General features: G+C 72.3%; 14 protein-coding genes. 5 read left to right on the top strand and 9 right to left on the bottom strand.

Annotated elements, in window-relative coordinates; translation table 11 throughout:
* Positions 1–20: 20 nt before the first annotated feature.
* Entirely contained in the window at positions 21–668 is a 648-nt protein-coding gene (locus EJG53_RS05010) for an HhH-GDP family DNA glycosylase (RefSeq protein ID WP_125043814.1), read from the bottom strand.
* A 231-nt stretch (positions 669–899) separates the two neighbouring features.
* Here EJG53_RS05010 and EJG53_RS05005 point away from each other — a divergent pair, with 231 nt between their 5' ends.
* Positions 900–1,934, top strand: coding sequence for a phosphatidylinositol-specific phospholipase C domain-containing protein (locus tag EJG53_RS05005; RefSeq protein WP_125043813.1), 1,035 nt, complete (start codon positions 900–902; stop codon positions 1,932–1,934).
* A 19-nt stretch (positions 1,935–1,953) separates the two neighbouring features.
* Here the strand turns inward: EJG53_RS05005 and EJG53_RS05000 are convergent, their stop codons facing one another.
* The 6 genes from EJG53_RS05000 to EJG53_RS40575 form a co-directional block, all read right to left on the bottom strand.
* Entirely contained in the window at positions 1,954–2,994 is a 1,041-nt protein-coding gene (locus EJG53_RS05000; RefSeq protein ID WP_244954983.1) for a trypsin-like serine peptidase, read from the bottom strand.
* A gap of 60 nt (positions 2,995–3,054) precedes the next feature.
* The gene (locus EJG53_RS04995; protein WP_125043811.1) at positions 3,055–4,200 is read right to left on the bottom strand and encodes an alpha/beta hydrolase; all 1,146 of its coding nucleotides are present in this window, start codon (positions 4,198–4,200) and stop codon (positions 3,055–3,057) included.
* A 2-nt stretch (positions 4,201–4,202) separates the two neighbouring features.
* Positions 4,203–5,114 carry a phosphatidylinositol-specific phospholipase C gene (locus EJG53_RS04990; protein ID WP_125043810.1) on the bottom strand — a complete coding sequence of 304 codons (912 nt, stop codon included), beginning with the start codon at positions 5,112–5,114 and terminating at the stop codon, positions 4,203–4,205.
* 142 nt (positions 5,115–5,256) lie between these two features.
* The gene (locus EJG53_RS04985; RefSeq protein ID WP_125043809.1) at positions 5,257–6,300 is read right to left on the bottom strand and encodes a phosphotransferase family protein; all 1,044 of its coding nucleotides are present in this window, start codon (positions 6,298–6,300) and stop codon (positions 5,257–5,259) included.
* An 83-nt stretch (positions 6,301–6,383) separates the two neighbouring features.
* The gene (locus EJG53_RS04980; RefSeq protein WP_125043808.1) at positions 6,384–7,142 is read right to left on the bottom strand and encodes a bestrophin-like domain; all 759 of its coding nucleotides are present in this window, start codon (positions 7,140–7,142) and stop codon (positions 6,384–6,386) included.
* Positions 7,143–7,151: 9 nt separating this feature from the next.
* The gene (locus EJG53_RS40575; protein ID WP_154806359.1) at positions 7,152–7,316 is read right to left on the bottom strand and encodes a hypothetical protein; all 165 of its coding nucleotides are present in this window, start codon (positions 7,314–7,316) and stop codon (positions 7,152–7,154) included.
* Positions 7,317–8,085: 769 nt separating this feature from the next.
* On the opposite strand from EJG53_RS40575, the gene EJG53_RS04970 reads away from it, so the two are divergent.
* The 4 genes from EJG53_RS04970 to EJG53_RS40570 all read left to right on the top strand — a co-directional run bounded on the left by EJG53_RS04970 (position 8,086) and on the right by EJG53_RS40570 (position 11,459).
* Positions 8,086–9,465, top strand: coding sequence for a hypothetical protein (locus EJG53_RS04970; RefSeq protein WP_125043806.1), 1,380 nt, complete (start codon positions 8,086–8,088; stop codon positions 9,463–9,465).
* Positions 9,466–9,567: 102 nt separating this feature from the next.
* Positions 9,568–10,392 carry a thioesterase family protein gene (locus tag EJG53_RS04965; protein WP_125043805.1) on the top strand — a complete coding sequence of 275 codons (825 nt, stop codon included), beginning with the start codon at positions 9,568–9,570 and terminating at the stop codon, positions 10,390–10,392.
* A gap of 46 nt (positions 10,393–10,438) precedes the next feature.
* Positions 10,439–11,230: an alpha/beta fold hydrolase gene (locus EJG53_RS04960; RefSeq protein ID WP_125043804.1), complete on the top strand. Its 792-nt coding sequence runs from the start codon at positions 10,439–10,441 to the stop codon at positions 11,228–11,230.
* An 85-nt stretch (positions 11,231–11,315) separates the two neighbouring features.
* Positions 11,316–11,459: a hypothetical protein gene (locus tag EJG53_RS40570; RefSeq protein WP_154806358.1), complete on the top strand. Its 144-nt coding sequence runs from the start codon at positions 11,316–11,318 to the stop codon at positions 11,457–11,459.
* A gap of 149 nt (positions 11,460–11,608) precedes the next feature.
* On the opposite strand, the gene egtD is transcribed toward EJG53_RS40570, so the two are convergent.
* Positions 11,609–12,571 carry an L-histidine N(alpha)-methyltransferase gene (gene egtD, locus EJG53_RS04955; RefSeq protein WP_125043803.1) on the bottom strand — a complete coding sequence of 321 codons (963 nt, stop codon included), beginning with the start codon at positions 12,569–12,571 and terminating at the stop codon, positions 11,609–11,611.
* The gene (gene egtC / locus EJG53_RS04950; protein ID WP_125043801.1) at positions 12,568–13,323 is read right to left on the bottom strand and encodes an ergothioneine biosynthesis protein EgtC; all 756 of its coding nucleotides are present in this window, start codon (positions 13,321–13,323) and stop codon (positions 12,568–12,570) included. Before egtC ends, egtD begins: the two co-directional genes overlap by 4 nt.
* Between the last annotated feature and the right edge of the window lie 74 nt (positions 13,324–13,397).

Raw genomic sequence — 13,397 nt, 5'->3', positions numbered from 1 at the left:
GGGCTGCCGGACGCGGTCCCTCACTTCGCCTTACGGATCTCCTCCGCACCCTTCTTGTCGAGCGCCGCACGCACCAGCGCCGCCGCCAGCACGGCGGGCTCCGTCTCCTTCCCGGCGGCCTTGAGCAGCGCGTCGGGTGCGGTCGGCAGTCCGACGCGCTCCGCGCCCTGCAGTGCCTTGGCGTCCAGGTGCGGCTTCAGCTCGGGCCACACGGCCTGGGCTTCCCGCAGGAAGATGTCGACGCCGGCCGGCCCGAGGCCGGGGACCTCGCGCAGCAGCTTGCGCAGCCGGTCCGTGTCGCCGTCCGCCGCGTCCCGTATCCGCCGCGGGTCGCCGCCGTACGAGTCGAGCAACAGCTCCGCGCCGTCGCCCAGTTGGGTCGCGGTGCGTTCGTCGTAGCGCCGGTATCCGCCCTCGCCGAGGGCGTCCACCCGCTGCTGCCAGGTCGCGTCCTTCATCCGCCGCGCGGTCCGAAGTCCCGCGTCGGACAGCGCGCGGCTCGCCGCCACCGCGATGTTCGCCTGGATGCGGGCGCTGAGCAGGCAGGAGAGCACCAATAGCTGGTACAGCGGCTGCGGTGTGTCCTTCAGGCGGATTCCGGCCTCGTCGGCATAGGTCCGGCCGTAGGTCTCCAGCAGGGCCCGGACGCGGGCGCGCTCGCCGCTCATGACCGCCTCCCGGACGTCGTGTCGTGCAGAGGTGTGTCCACGGTGTCCACGATGCCGTACATCTTCCTCCCGTCCTGGTTTGCTCGTCCGTAACGGCGTTTCCCGGCCCGCGTACCCACCCGGTGGCCGGACCACCCGTCAACTCCCGTACGCTGCTGCTTCGACCGGAGGGGCTGGTAATTCCGGAGCCACAGGGGGCTGCCGGGGCCAGTGGAGTGAAAGCGGGGGCCCATGAGCAGAACACGGTGCGCGGGAGCGGCGGCGGTCGCCGCGGCGGTGGTGCTGGCGGCCGGGAGCCCGGCCGGCGCGGCACAGCCCGCCGGATCGTACGGAGCCACCACGTCCGTCGGCGTCCACAACGCCTACGAGAAGAGCAAGTACCCTTACTTCGCCGACGCGTTGGACTCCGGCGCGGGCCTCGTCGAACTGGACGTCTGGACCAACGCGGTCGGCAAGTCATGGCGGGTCTCGCACAGCAACCCGTTCGGCAACAACAGCAACTGCGTCAACGCCGCCACAGCGGGCGAGCTGCGCACCAAGAAGCGCGACCAGGACCTCGGCGGCTGCCTCGCCGACATGAAGGCGTGGCACGACGCCAACCCCGGCCACCGGCCCGTCATGGTCAAGGTCGAGATGAAGGACGGCTTCAACGACAAGGGCGGCCGGGGCCCGGCCGCCTTCGACGCGCTGGTCCGCGCCAAGCTCGGCGACGCGGTGTACGGGCCCGGCGACCTGGCCGCCGGCCACCGCGACCTGGACGAGGCCGTACGCGCGGACGGCTGGCCCGCCCGCTCCGCGCTGAACGGCAAGTTCCTCTTCGAGCTCATACCGGGCACGGTCGAGGAGAAGAACCCCCTCGACAAGCTGTGGACCGACCGCGAGTACGCCATCCACCTGAAGAACCTCGCCGCCCAGGGCAAACTCGCGCAGTCCACCGCCTTCCCCGCGGTGCACGGCGCCGCCAAGGGCGACCCGCGCACCCGCTACGCCGACGCGGCGCTGCGCCCCTGGTTCGTGGTCTTCGACGGCGACGCCGCGACGTACCTGAAGGACGGCGTGGACACCGCCTGGTACGACAGTCGCCACTACCTCCTGATCATGACGGACGCGCACCAGGTGCCCCCGGTCATCGACGGCACCAGGCCGACCGAGGCCCAGGCCCTCGCCCGGCTGAACCAGCTCGCCGCCGCCCACGGCAGCATCGCGACCGCCGACTGGTACCCGCTGCCGAAGGTCCTCAAGACCGTGGTGCCGCGCGGCAAGTAGCGCGTACGGGCGCGCCGCCTCAGACCCGTTCCGCGGTGGCGCGCCGGTACAGTTCGGCGATGTCCGGGCCGAACCAACTGCTGTACGAGGTCGCGTCGTCGCCGCCCTCGTCCAGGCCGCCGATGACGCCGGTCACCGTGCCCAGACCGGTGTCCGGGTCGATGCCGGTGAGCAGCGGGCCGCCGCTGGTCCCGTTGGGGAATCCGGCGCAGTCGAAACGGAGCTGGCCGGGGAGCGCGGTGGTGGTGTTCTGGCAGCCGACGGGCGTCTCCCGGTCGTCGGGATAGCCGACGGTCCGGGTCGGCAGGCCGGCGGGCGGGGCGAAGCGGATCCGCTCGGCGCCGGTCAGCTCCTCGATCCGCTGCGCGCCGGGCCCGCTGCCGTGCGGGCGGCGCACCCGCACGAACGCCACGTCGTGCGCGTCGTCGTGGCCGTCCGCCCAGCGTGGATCGACGTCGATACGGGCCGGCACCCACACGCCGTACGGCAGGACGCCGTCGTGGTACCCGGGCGCGAAGACGAGGTTCGTACGGAAGCCCCGGTCGTAGACGCAGTGCGCCGCGGTGACGAGCAGGTCGCCTGCCGGGGAGTGCACCACGCTCGCGGTGCAGTGGTGGTCGGCGTCGCCGTCGCCGCCCGGCGAGAAGAGCGGGCCGACGGCGGGGGAGACGGCGGCCGGGGTGGCTTCGAGGGGGCGGGAGACCGGCAGGCCGGCCGCCTTCGCAGGCGGGGCGGCGGCAGCTCCGACGGACTGCGCTGCCCCTCCCGCCGCCGCGTGGGTGGCGACGCGAGGCGGAGCGGGGCGTTCCGTGTACGGGCCGGAGAGCAGCGCGCCGGCCGCCGCGTCCCCGTCGGCCGCTTCCTCGGTGTACGAGCCCGTGGCCGGGTCGCCGGAGGCGAGATGGCCGCCGTGGGTGAAGGAGCGTACGGCCAGCACCGTGCCCGCGCAGGTCAAGGTCAGCGCGGCGCACAGACCGAGGGCGGCGGCGGTCCGGCGGCGTCTGCGCGGCCCGCCAGGGGCCTGGGACCACGGGGCGCGGTCGCGCTCGGTCGTACTCACCAGCCGATCATACGGTTCCCGGGCGATGTTCCCGCCGCCCCGCCGCCACCGCTCCGCAGCTCAGGCGCCGAGCGCACGCATCAGCATCGGGAACGACGCCACCAGCTCACGCTCCCAGTACGGCCAGGTGTGCCCGCCCTTGGAAGCGCACACGGTCGCCGGGATACCCAGTTGGGCCAGCTTGCCGCGCAGCTCCTGGTTCATTCCGTACACCGTCCGCTCGACCGGGTCCTGGGTGCCGTGCACGGGCGGGTCGGTGCAGCGGGCGGGAGACGGCGTGGGCGGGCGGTCGCCGTCGCCCCACGACCAGCCCGGCCCGCCATCGGTCGTCCCGTCCCCGTACGACAGGTACAGCGGGGTGCCGCGCAGCGAGGCCGCCTGCTCCAGCGGGCTGTTGCGCTTCCACAGCCACTGCTGGCGCAGGTCGGCCGGGTCGTCCGTGTCGAACGGGTGACCCGGCTCGCCCCAGAGGCGCTTCCAGTCCACGAGGCAGGTCAGCGCGCCCAGCTTGACGGCGTCCGGCCCGGAGAAGCCGCCGTCGGGCGACCGGTACAGCGGATGGACGGCGCCGCTGTACGAGGCGGCGGCACGGAACATGCCGGGGCGCGCCGCGGTGAACTTCAGCGCGCCGAGCCCGCCCATCGACAGACCGGCGACGGCCCGCGCCGTGCCGGCCCGGTAGTCACGCTCCAGCAGCGGGCGCAGTTCGTCGAGGAGGTAGGTCTCCCAGGCCGGGGAGCCCCACGCCCCGCCGTTGTACCAGTTGCTGTAACTGCTGCAGCCGCTGGTCTCCGGCATGACGACCAGGACATCGCGGTCGGCGGCCAGTTGCTCGACATGGGTGTTGGCGGTCCAGTCCTTGTGGTTGCCGCCACCGCCGTGCAGCAGCCACAGCACCGGCCACGTACGGGAGGCGTTCTTCGACCAGCCCTTCGGCAGCAGCAGCCGTACCCACTTCACCGGTGCGTCGGTCGAGGGGGACGCGATACCGAGGTCGAGCATCCGGTCGCCGACCGGTACCTCGGCGACGACGCGGGCCGGGTTGCGGGTCTGGCTGCGCGCCGGGTCGCTCGCGGGGCCGTCCGTCGCGTACGCGGGCTGCCCTGTCGCCGGGACCGCGAGGAACGGCAGCAGCAGAGCCAGCGCCAGGCCCGCCCAGCCCGCGCGCCGCGGCCCGCGACCGCGGGGGAGTCGTCGCAGCCGCATGATCACACTCCCGTGTTGTGCCGGATCAGCGTCTCGGCCAGGCCCGCTTCGTTGGGGAAGTCCATCGGGATGATGCCCAGCCCCGTCCACCCGCGCGCCTCCGCGCCGTTCAGGAAGTTCTTCACCTGCGAGTTGAGCCGGTCCGCGTTGGAACGCGGGGGCAGCAGCGCGGCGGTGCTCACGTAGTTCATGAACAGCTTGCCGGGTTCCCTGACGGCCTTGCGGAACTGCCCCTCGATCAGCGGGTACTTGCGCAGCGGCTCGGCCATGTAGTCGTCCTGGATGTCGAAGACGCGCGGATCGGCGTACCGCACGCCCGGCAGCCCGTCGGAGTCGCCCAGCAGCACGACCTTGCCGCGGGCCTGCCCGAGGGAGGGCAGCGTGCCGTCCAGCCGGAACAGCGACCGCCAGCCCTTGCCGTCCAGGTAGATGTCGAAGATCCGCCGGAACTCCGCCGCGCTCTCCTCGGAGTACTCCTGCTTGACGCGCATCAGCACGGTCTCCGACGGATGCGCTTGGAGGAACGCCCGGCACGCCACCAGCACGTCGCCGAACATCAGGTTCTGGTAGAACGCGCCGTGATGGATCGCGAAGGCCGAGTCGATGGCCCGGCAGCGTATGTCCAGGAAGCGGATGCCGCTGTCCAACTGCTGGGCGATGGTGGTGTTCTGGCAGACGACCCAGGGGCCGCCGAACCGCGCTCCGGAGTCGTGCGTGCCCGGTATGGAGAGCCGCTGCATCGCCGTACGGTCCGGCAGGGCCGACATCCAGTCCTGTACGGACGCGGCGCGCCGGGACCGCCCGGTCGCCCGTCCGGCGGCCGGTGCCGCGACGGACTGCCCGCCCCCGGCTCCCGCCAGCACGCCCGCGGCCGACACCGCCGCCATCCCCTTCAGGATTCCCCGCCGGTCCATCCGTCCACCCCGGTCTCTCCGCCGCTCTGCCGCCCCTGCGCGAACAGATGATCGGCAGCATCGAAGCACAGGAACGCGACGCTGAACAGGCGGCAGTGCGAACGCACGGAGAAGGCCGCGACGCCCGCTCCCCGTACGGCCGTCAGTCGTCCTCGGGGCGCTCGCGGGGCGGTGTCGTGAGGGCGGGCCAGCGGCCGAGCATCCGCTCGCGCAGCGCACCGGCGAGACGGCCGAGGCCGTGCAGGTCGTCGCGGCCGGCGGTGAGCCGGGCGACGACACCGAGCCGGTACGCGAGCCGCTGCCGCGCGGTGACGGTGCCCCACTCCCAGTCTTCCTCCGGGAGCCGGGCGAGCTGGTCGGCGGTACCGCGGTGGGCGCGCTGGACCAGCGCGTCGCCCCGGATCAGCCAGCCCGCGCACGCGTCGACGAGATCACCGGGCGGCGCGCCGCCGGCCGCCGCCTCCCAGGCCGCCCCGTACGCGGCTTCCGCCTCGCGCAGCAGCGGCCCGGGCGTGTCCGTGACGCACCAGCAGGTCGGGAAACCCATGCGCAGATAGGCGAGTTCGGTGAGACCGTTGCCCAGGGAGGACTGCTCGAAGTCGATGAACCGGATGCCGTCCGGGGTGTGCAGGTCGTTGCCGGGGCACGGGTCGCCGTGCAGCAGCGCGCCGCCGGGCGCGGCGCCGAGCCGACGCAGCAGCGCCTTGAGTTCGGTGTCCGTCCCGTCCGGCACCGGTACCGCGAGCTGGTCGGCGAGAGCCAGGAAGGAGTCGATGTCCGCGGCGTCCGGGCCCCGCCAGGCGGGCAGGGGCAGGCCGTCCGCCGGTTCGGACACGGTGGCCGCGTGCAGGCGGGCCAGCGCCGCCGCGTAGCCGACCACCCAGTCGGGCGACGGCCGCCGGTGCTCGACGTGCTCCAGCACCAGGACCCGCTCGTCCGGGTCGGTGCCGAGCAGCCGCGGCACCACGGGCGGCGTCACCCGTGCGGCCAGCCGCAGCGCGGCCACCTCACGGGCGTACCGCTCCTCGGCGTCCGCGCTTTCCACGGCCTGTTTGACCACCGCGGGTACGCCGTTCAGCTCGACCCGCCACACCCTGGACCGCGGGCTGCTGCCCAGCCGCACCGGGTGACGGGCCGGGCCGAGTCGGTCCCGCAGAGCTGCTGTGAACGGCAGTTCCTTCGCCATGCGCGCATGGTCGCACGGGGTGATCGCGGCCGTCGCCGGAATTACCCGGGCCCCGGCGCCCGTACGGGTGCCTCGCGCATGCCTCACACATCCGGGAAGAGGTCCGTGAACGGATCGGCGGCGGTCGTGATGCCCCGGCTGAACGGCGCGTCGAAGTCCCAGACGAGGAAGAGCAGGAAGGCGATCAGCGCGCTGAAGAGAGCGGCCATCAGCAACTCGCGCGCCGACCGGCGGATCTGGAGGGTGAAGATCAGCCCGATGGTGATCACGGCTCCGGTGATCAGGCCGAACCAGACCACCGGCGGCAGGGTCGGATCGATGCTGTCCGCCCGCGCGTTGCGGGCGTCGTCCGCCGCCGCGATCTGGTCGAGCAGCGGCTGGTAGGACTGCGACTCGTAATCGTCGCGCGGCCGGTAGTCGGTCACATCGGCCCGTACCTTGTCCAGCAGTTCACCGCCCCGCTCGGTGACCTCCCCCCGCTCGGCCATGGCCGGCCACTCCTTGTGGACGACGTACGAGACATACGCGTCGACGTCCGCCCGGATGCGGTCCCGGGTGGCCTCCGGGTAGACCCGCACCCGTTCGCTGACCTCGTGCAGGGCCTGCGCCTCGGTCCGTACGGTGTCCCCGGCGGCGCCGCGGGCCTCCCAGACCCCGGCGATGGCGAGGCCGAGGACGATCGCGTAGACCACCCCCACCATCATCGTCATGTACTCGATGACGTCGGGCGTCTCGGATGGGTCGTCGTCCTCCCCGATACGGCGCTGCTTGAGGACCGTGATGGTCAGCACGACGGCGCAGACGGCGGCGATCGCGATGGCCAGGACCAGCCATTCCGACAAGGTGGCCTCCTACGAGGAACGGCGCCCGGACGCACCGGACGAGCGGGACGAACGGGGACGCAGCGCGGCGGCGGCCAGTACGGCCGGCGCGGTGAGCAGCAGCATGGTCGTGACGGTCGACCGGCTGTTGTGCTGCTTCCGGGCAGACGGGACGTACGTGCGGGGCAGTGCCACCGACGGCGTCGTGGTCGGTGTGGGGCTCGGTGGCGTGGGCTCGTCGGCCGGTGGTGCCGGGGGAGCGGCGGATTCGCCGGGCGCGGAACGGGACGGCGCGGGCGTCTGCCCGGGAACGGAGGGAGCGGGCGACCGGCGCTGCGGGCGCGAGGGGGTGGGGAGGGCGAGGGGCGGTCGGACGGCGGACGGGACTGTGGGGGCGTGGGGGAGGGCGATGAGGACTGTGTGGGCGTGGGGGACGGCGTAGGTGAGGAGGTGGGCGGCTTGGTCGGCGTCGGCGTCGGCGTAGGCGTCGGTGTCGGACAGGACCAGAACAGGTCCCAGCGCCAGCCCGGCGGCATCGGCCAGCCGGTCGGGAGCTCACAGACCCACTCCCAGCCCGGTGGCGCCGGCCGGCCGGGGTGCGCGCGCACCGACCCGTCCGTATCCGTACAGGCGTTCGCGCATGCGTCGATGGGCCGGACGGGCGCTGCGCGCGCCCCGGCCGGCGTCGACAGCACTGCGAGTGCGACCAACAGCGGTAAGAGAAGCACCGCAGGTTGGAGGCTGCGGAAACGTTGCGATCCCTTCACGCCGTGATGTTGCACAAGGCGAGCCGCCGTCAGCCGCTGGTCGGGGCCGATTCCCCCGAACGATGGAATACCGGCCGGTTGCTTGCGGGAGGGTGGCGGATGTGTGCACGTCGAGGACGTACGCTGCTCCGGCGCCGCCGTCCGACGTCTACAACCATCCGATATCCCAGTACGTCTGACCGCGTATGAAAAGATCTATGGCACGTACACGGGGGCAGCGCCTGGCCGGGGCAGGGGCGGCAGCCCTGCTGACGGCACTCGGCACGGTGGTGACGTTCGGCGGCGCGACGCCGGTGGCCGCAGCCGGTGGCGCGCAGGCCGCGGGGGCGCAGCTCAAGGCCGAGCACATCATGAACACGTACTACATACCGCAGTACCGGGAGTCGGCGCCCGACGCGAGACCGACCGAGTACGAGATCGGCCTGAAGGCGACCGGACGCGCCGCCAACGGGGAGCCGCTGACGGTCAAGAACGTCAAGGTGAACATCGACCTGGCCGTCCTCAAGGGCAAGGTACGCGTCGCCTGGGAGAACACGGGCTACCACTGCAAGCGCTCGGGCTCCGTCATGACCTGCGCGCTGGGCGACATCCAGCAGGGCGCGCTGTTCACCCCGTTCCGCCTGCTGCCGGAGCCGGGTGCGGCGCTCGGCCCTGTCGGTGCCATGAACATCACCGTGACCAGCACCAACGCCCCCACCGTCCGGCACACCACCCACGTCGTCATGGGGGCGCCGGTCCTGACCGCCCGGCAGAACAAGCCGCTCACCGAGGTGCAGCCCGGTTCCGAACTGCGGGTGACGCCCGCCTTCGGCAACAAGGGTGACACCGCGATCGACGACAGTTTCCTCGTGCTGCTGACGGCGCAGGAAGCGACGCTGCGCACGCAGTACAGCAACTGCCGCTACGACAAGGCCGTCGCCCCCACCAAGGCACTGTGCGAGCTGCCCGGCCCGCTGCCCGCCGGGGCAGCCGTCGAGACCGACGGCCCGCTGACGGCCGTGGTCGACAAGACCGCGATGTACGGCAAGGTCCACTACACCGTGCTCCGGGCGCACGACCCCCTCGACAACACCCTGCTGCCCGCCTCGTCACCGCGCGGAACCGGCGGACCGCTGGGCGTGCGCCCCGTCGACGGCAGCGGGGACGACTTCACCCCGTCCGCGTACTGGAAGGCCGAGATGGCCGGCAGCACCCTGGACTTCAGCACGAACCAGATCAACGACCTCCAGGCCGTCGGATTCACCATCAAGGGCAAGATCGGCCAGGTGGTCGACACGCAGGTGCCCTACCCGCGGAACTTCAAGGGCGGCATGATACGGGTGAAGCTGCCCGCAGGCGTCAGCGTGGTGCCGAACAAGGAGGGGGACCACCCGAGCGAAGACTTCTACTGCGGCGCCCCGCAGGGCAACGGCCTGGTGGGCTGCTACGGAATCCTCGACCGCAACACCTACCTGCGGGCCCGCATCGACAAGCGCGTCCCGGGCGCGCAGGGCAGCGTCTCCGCCGACTCGGACCCGGCGATCGACCCCAACCAGGAGAACAACACCGCGCCGGTGAAGGTCGAATACGTCGGCTGAGGGCGGGATCCGGTAGCCGGACGCCGGGCGCCACGGCCACGTACCCGCACAACTCCTGAACGGACATTGCCCGGACCGGCAGCCGTGCAGTAGGCAGTCCCCATGACTGATCTTTGGCCGAATGGGCCGGACGGGCCGGAAGCGGCGGACCAGGCGTTCTACCGGAGCCTCGGTGGCGGCCGCTACGAAAGCAGTCCCGCCACCGCGGGCCCGTGGAGCGTGAAGTCCCAGCACGCCGGCCCGCCCTCGGCCCTGCTGGGCCGGGCGATGGAGGAGCACGAGGCCCGTGCGGGATTCCGTGTAGCCCGCGTCACCGTCGACCTGCCGCGCCCCGTACCCGTCGCGGAACTGCGCGTCCAGGTGCGCACCGTCCGTTCCGGCGGACGTACGGAACTGGTCGAGGGCGAACTGACCGCGAACGGCGAGACGGTGATGCTGGCACGGGCCTGGCGCACGGCCGCCGGCCCGGCCGACACCCCACGCCTGCGCCCGGAGGCCGAACCACCGCCCCTGCCCGGCCCGCAGACACCGCACACCATGGCCGGAACACAGTCGTATGGCTACATCGCCGCCATGGAATGGCGCTTCGAGCCCGGAAAGGGCTTCGACACCCCCGGGCCGGGCACGGTCTGGGCGCGCCAGCGCATCCCCCTGGTGGCGGGGGAGCCGGACACACCGCTGACGCGCGCGCTCACCCTGGCGGACAGCAACTGGGCGGTCGCCTTCCAGCTCGACCACGTCCGCCAGTTCGTCATCAACACCGACGTCACCCTTGCGCTGCACCGGGAGCCGGTCGGTGAATGGCTCTGCCTCCGCTCGTCGACAGCCGCCAGCCCCGCCGGCTCCGGACTGGCGCTCGGCCAGCTCGCCGACACGGCGGGCGACTGCGGCCGCGTCCTGCAGACGCTGCTGGTGGCGGACCGCTGAGCCGCGTCTCTCCCCTGACCTGTCCCGACCTGTGCGGAGGCCCGCCGTGCCGCTCGTCACGACCCCCGACGGAACCCGTATCGCCTTCCAGCTCCGCGGCACGGGACCCGTACTCGTCCTGCTCGCCGGCCAGGCCAACAGCCACCACTGGTGGGACGGCGTACGGGAGGACTTCCACGCCGTCCGGAGCACCCTGACCCTCGACTACCGGGGCACCGGCGACAGCGACGCGCCCGATGCGCCGCACAGCACCGAGCTGTTCGCCCGGGACGTCGTCACGCTCCTCGACGCCCTGGACATCGACCGCGCCGATGTCTACGGCACCTCCATGGGCGGCCGGGTGGCCCAGAAACTGGCCGCCCACCACCCCGAACGGGTCCGCTCCCTGATCCTGGGCTGCACGTCCCCCGGCGGCCCGCACAGCATCGAACGGAGCAACGACGTACGCCGCTCCCTGGCCACCACGGACCCGGCCGCCGCCCAACACGCGCTGGCCGCCCTGATGTACACACCCACCTGGCTGGCCACCCACCCGGGCCCTCACCAGACGATGGGCGACCCCACCATGCCCGCCCACGCCCGCCGCCACCATCTGACCGCCAGCCGCACGCACAACGCGTGGGACGACCTGCCCGCCATCCGAGCCAGCACCCTGATCCTCCACGGCACCGACGACCTCCTCAACCCCACCCCCAACGCCCCCTTGCTCGCCGGCCGCATACCGGACGCGCGCATGACCCTGCTGCCTGGTGCGCGGCATGCCTACTTCGAAGAGTTCCGTGGGGTGGCTGGCCGACTGGTGGTCGGCTTTCTGGAGGGGGCGGAGTTGGGGGCGTGAGAAGATCTGAACCGGCCATCAAGCAGGCCAAGAAGTCATCCGGAGACGAGAATGCGCACCTCTTCACGCTGCCGAGCCACCGGCCATGGCTGAAGGATTCATCCGGTGGTACCGGGAGTCGGCGTCCGTACCGGTCTTCGCCGAACAGACGGAGCTCTTCGCGGCGCAGGCCGACACGGTCGAAGCGGCCGTCGTGGCGGCGGCGACGGGCCTTCCGACGCCGACCTGACCGTGGTATATCCCGCCCGTCCGCACTGACACTCGGGAGTGGCGCGGTGGACGCACCAGGGACGCCCCTGGCGCGTCCACCGCTCACAGGCCAGGGGCGGGTACGGGACATCTTCGAGCGCTCGGCCCCTGGCTCGATGCGTACGCCGATTACCTCCGCACAGCCAAGGAGAGGGCGAACCGCCCCGCCGCATCCGTCCACCACCGGCTCATCTCGAACCCGGCGGCCTTCAGTTCGTCCCGGACGCCTTCCTCCCGGAACTTCGCCGAGATTTCTGTCCTGATTTCCTCGCCCTCTGCGAAGGGAACGGCCAGGTCCAGTGCCGGGACCTTCACCGTCAGCTCCTTCTTCGCTCGCAGACGCATCTCGATCCACTCGCGCTCCGCGTTCCACAGCGCCACGTGCTGGAAGTCGGCCGGGTCGAAGTCGGCTTCCAGTTCTCGGTTGATGACGTGGAGGACGTTCTTGTTGAACTCTGCGGTGACGCCCCGGGAGTCGTCGTAGGCGGCGATGAGGGTGGGTTCGGGCTTTACCAGGTCGGTGCCCAGGAGGAGGGCGTCGCCGGGGGAGAGGAGGGTGTGGGTGGCGCGGAGGAAGGTGGTGCGTTCTTCGGGGAGGAGGTTGCCGATGGTGCCGCCCAGGAAGGCGAGGAGGCGGGGGCCGGGGGTGCCGGGGAGGGCGAAGCCCTGTTGGAAGTCGGCTACCAGGGCGTGGACGGTGAGGGAGGGGTGGAGGTCGAGGAGGGTTTCGGCGGCGGCGGTCAGGGCGGATTCGCTGACGTCGACCGGGACGTAGGTGTGCAGGCCGGTCAGGGCCGCGATGAGGTGGCGGGTCTTGTCGGAGGAGCCGGAGCCGAGTTCGACGAGGGTGCGGGCGCCGGTGGCGGCGGCGATCTCGGGGGATCGGGTGAGCAGGATTTCGCGTTCGGCGCGGGTGGGGTAGTAGTCCGGCAGGGTGGTGATCTCGTCGAAGAGTTCGCTGCCCCGGGCGTCGTAGAACCATTTGGGCGGGAGCTGTTTGGGGGTGCGGGTCAGGCCGTGGGCGACGTCGGCGCGGAGCGCGGCGGTGGTGGCGTCGGCGGGCAGGGTGCGGGTGACGGTGAGAGGACTCACGCGGCGGGCTCCTTGAGCGGGGTGAGGAGGACGTCGGTGGGCGTGGCCGCGAGCAGGGTGTACGCGGGGACCTCGGTCCAGTGGGGGGAGGCGTCGTACGGTTCGGAGGCGACGGTGGTGCTGCGTCCGGGCTCGGCGCGGTAGAAGAGGGAGTCGCCCCAGGTGGTCGCGGCGATGGTGGCGCCGTCGGTGAGGAGCAGGTTCAGCCGGGCGCCGGGCGCGGCGGCGGACACCGCCGTGACGGTGTCGGCCAGTGCCTCGGCGGGGTCCATGCCGGCGCTGAGGCGGTGGTGCACCAGTGCCCAGAGGAAGGCCGAGTCGCAGCGGGCCGGGAGGGAGAGGAGGCGGGTCGGGGGGAGTTCGGCGGCCAGGTCGGCCAGGGAGCCGGGCCAGCCCGGTACGGCTCCGTTGTGGCTGAAAAGCCACGGTCCGTCGGCGAACGGCGCGGTGGCCGCCTCGGCGTCCGCGCCGGCGAAGGTGGCGTCCCGGACGGCGGCGAGCAGTGCGGTGGTGCGCACCACCCGGAGCAGGTCGAGGACCCCGGTGTCGGCCCAGATGGGCCCGCCTTTGCGGTACCGGGCGGGCACCGGGTCGCCGGGCGCGTACCAGCCGACGCCGAAGCCGTCCGCGTTGACGGTGCCGTGGATCTGGTGGCGTGGCTGCCACGACTGGCGGTACAGGCCGTGGGAGGGCGCGGTGATCAGGGAGCCCAGGGGAACCTCCGGCCCCAGGTAGGCGATGTGGCGGCACATCAGGATCGACTCCTGGGGGTGGAGAAGGGGATGGGTACGGGGGCGAGGGCGGGGAGGTACCCCGGCGAAGCCGG

It is taken from the genome of Streptomyces chrestomyceticus JCM 4735 (assembly GCF_003865135.1).
Classification (GTDB): domain Bacteria; phylum Actinomycetota; class Actinomycetes; order Streptomycetales; family Streptomycetaceae; genus Streptomyces; species Streptomyces chrestomyceticus.
The sequence above is the reverse complement of the archived record's forward strand: the minus strand, read 5'-3'. Positions and strand labels throughout refer to the sequence as shown.

Bases quoted from the DNA above. Each gene is read 5' to 3' on its own strand.
- EJG53_RS05010 (WP_125043814.1), bottom strand. From the start codon at position 668: ATGAGCGGCGAGCGCGCCCGCGTCCGGGCCCTGCTGGAGACCTACGGC.
- EJG53_RS05005 (WP_125043813.1), top strand. From the start codon at position 900: ATGAGCAGAACACGGTGCGCGGGAGCGGCGGCGGTCGCCGCGGCGGTG.
- EJG53_RS04995 (WP_125043811.1), bottom strand. From the start codon at position 4,200: ATGCGGCTGCGACGACTCCCCCGCGGTCGCGGGCCGCGGCGCGCGGGC.
- EJG53_RS04990 (WP_125043810.1), bottom strand. From the start codon at position 5,114: ATGGACCGGCGGGGAATCCTGAAGGGGATGGCGGCGGTGTCGGCCGCG.
- EJG53_RS04985 (WP_125043809.1), bottom strand. From the start codon at position 6,300: ATGGCGAAGGAACTGCCGTTCACAGCAGCTCTGCGGGACCGACTCGGC.
- EJG53_RS04970 (WP_125043806.1), top strand. From the start codon at position 8,086: ATGGCACGTACACGGGGGCAGCGCCTGGCCGGGGCAGGGGCGGCAGCC.
- EJG53_RS04965 (WP_125043805.1), top strand. From the start codon at position 9,568: ATGACTGATCTTTGGCCGAATGGGCCGGACGGGCCGGAAGCGGCGGAC.
- EJG53_RS40570 (WP_154806358.1), top strand. From the start codon at position 11,316: ATGGCTGAAGGATTCATCCGGTGGTACCGGGAGTCGGCGTCCGTACCG.
- egtC (WP_125043801.1), bottom strand. From the start codon at position 13,323: ATGTGCCGCCACATCGCCTACCTGGGGCCGGAGGTTCCCCTGGGCTCC.